Below are 2,409 nucleotides of genomic sequence, written 5' to 3' on the forward strand. Positions count from 1 at the left end.
TGCAGCGGCTGCTGGAGCAGGACGCCGCCTACCGCTGCTTCTGCACGCCCGACGAGCTGAACGCCAAGCGCGAGCAATTGAAGGAGGAGTACCGCTACGACCGCGCGTGCTACCACATTCCGCGCGACGAGTCCGAGCGCCGCGCCGCCGCGGGCGAGCCGTTCGCCGTCCGCTTCCGCGTTCCCGAGGGCGAAACGGCGTGGGACGACGAGGTGCACGGCGACACGCGCTTCCGGAACGAGAGCATCGACGACTTCATCGTCCTGCGCACCGACGGCACGCCCATCTACAACCTGGCCGTGGTGTCGGACGACATCGACATGCGCATCACCCACGTGATCCGCGGCGACGACCACATCGCCAACACGCCCAAGCAGATCCTGCTGTACCAGGCCATGGGCGCCGCCGTCCCCCGCTTCGCCCACCTGCCCATGATCCTGGGGCCCGACGGCAAGCGGCTCAGCAAGCGCCACGGCGCCACGGCGGTGGGCCAGTACGCGGAGCAGGGCATCCTCCCCCAGGCGATGAACAACTTCCTCGCGCTGCTGGGATGGAACCCCGGCGGCGACGTGGAGGTGATGGGGATGGACGAGCTGGCCGAGCGGTTCTCGCTGGACCGCGTCAACAAGAAGAGCGCGGTGTTCGACACGGCCAAGCTGGAGTGGATGAACGGCCAGCACATCGCCCTCACCCCCGCCGCCGAGCTGCTGCCCCTGGTGGCGCCCGTCCTGGTGCGCGACGGGCTGATCACGGAAGCGGACGTCGGCGCGCGGCGCGACTGGCTGCTCCGCCTGGTCGAGGAGCTGAAGATCCGCGGGCGCACCATCCACGAGATCGCCGGGCACGCGCGCACCTACCTGGTGGACGAGGTAGAGGAGTACGACGAGGCCTCCGTCGCCAAGCACTGGAAGAACGCCGCCGAGGTGGACCAGCGCCTGGCCAGCGTGCACGAAGGCCTTTCGGGAGTGGACCCGTGGACGCCCGAGGGCATCGACGCCGCCCTGCGCGCGGCCGCGGAAAAGGCGGGCGTGGGGTTCGGAAAGCTGGCGCAGCCGCTGCGCGTGGCGCTCGTGGGACAGGCCGCCAGCCCGGGAATCGACTTCGTGGTTCACACGCTGGGGCGCGAAGGCGCGCTGCGGCGCATCAGCCGGGCGCGCGAGAAGCTGGCCGCCATGCAGGGCGCGTGAGGCGTCGCGATACGTAATTGTTGACTTCCGGACACTCTGCTCCTAAGTTGCGCCACGAGGCCAGGTAAGGCGTAAACATCCCGCGCTTCGCGCCGGGCGGGCTACGGAAACGTATCGCGCGGCGCGGAAACAACTTGGGACGCCCGGGGGTGGGCGCGCGGCACTGCCGCGTGATCCCGTTTCGCGTTTTCTGGCTTGAAGTGTGACAGGCGGATTCATGAAGAGTCCGGACCATTGGAGGGAAGTACCCACCCACGTTTCATCCCGCGGAGGCGGCCATGCCTGAAGCGCTGACCAAGATCGAGCGCCGGATCCTGAACTACCTTGTGGACTACCTCAAGGAGAACACGTATCAGCCGAGCATCCGCGAAATCGGCAAGCGTTTCGGGATCAAGAGCACCAAGACGGTCTCGGAGCACCTCCAGTCGCTGGCCGACAAGAACTTCATCGAGCGCGACGCCTCCCGTTCGCGCGGCGTGAAGATCCTGGGGATGAACCTGTCGCCGGGGGTGGCGAGCGTGCCGCTGTACGGGCAGATCGCCGCAGGTGTCCCCACGCTCCTTCGCGAGGACGTGGTGGAGGAGTTCGAGCTGGACCGCAAGCTGGCCGGCAGCGCCGACGCCTTCCTGCTGGCCGTCACCGGCGACAGCATGACGGGCATGGGCATCGTCGAGGGCGACATGGTGCTGGTGGAGCCCGCGGACGAGGCCGACATCCAAAACGGCGAGATCATCGCCGCGCGGGTGGACGGCAAGGCCACGGTCAAGCGCTACTTCGCCAACAAGGGCCAGGTGGTGCTGGAGGCGGCCAACACCAGCTACGCCCCCATCCTGGTGCACGAGCACAACGACTTCACCATCCTGGGCCGCGTGACGGGGCTGTACCGCCGCTTCACCCGCGCCCACACCGAGGCCATCGTCACCGGCGCGCCCTGAGCGCTGGAGCCGTACCTGGTGGGGGACCCCGGCGCTTCGCCGGGGTCCCCTTTCGTTTATAGCCGTGCGGGATGCCAACTGATGGGCGAAGAGGCGCGCCACGAGGAGGACGAGAAGTGGATGCGGCTGGCGCTTGAGCAGGCCGCCCTGGCGGAGGCCCTCGGCGAGGTGCCGGTGGGCGCGGTGGTGGTGCGGGGCGGGGAGCTGGTGGCCGCGGGCCACAACCTCACCCACACCCTGCAGGACCCCAGCGCCCACGCCGAGATGGTGGCCATCCGCCGCGCCGC

Annotated in this window: 3 protein-coding genes; all 3 read left to right on the forward strand. The window is 68.9% G+C overall.

Annotation, left to right across the window (positions count from 1 at the left end; translation table 11 throughout):
- The coding region (gltX, locus tag VIB55_RS10905; protein ID WP_331876690.1) for a glutamate--tRNA ligase at positions 1-1,187 on the forward strand (1,187 nt) is incomplete at its 5' end.
- A gap of 278 nt (positions 1,188-1,465) precedes the next feature.
- Positions 1,466-2,122: a transcriptional repressor LexA gene (gene lexA / locus VIB55_RS10910; protein WP_331025355.1), complete on the forward strand. Its 657-nt coding sequence runs from the start codon at positions 1,466-1,468 to the stop codon at positions 2,120-2,122.
- Between the two features lie 81 nt (positions 2,123-2,203).
- Positions 2,204-2,409: deaminase (locus tag VIB55_RS10915; RefSeq protein WP_331876691.1), on the forward strand; the 206-nt coding region annotated here is incomplete at its 3' end.

Source organism: Longimicrobium sp. (assembly GCF_036554565.1).
In the GTDB taxonomy this organism is placed as follows: Bacteria; Gemmatimonadota; Gemmatimonadetes; order Longimicrobiales; family Longimicrobiaceae; genus Longimicrobium.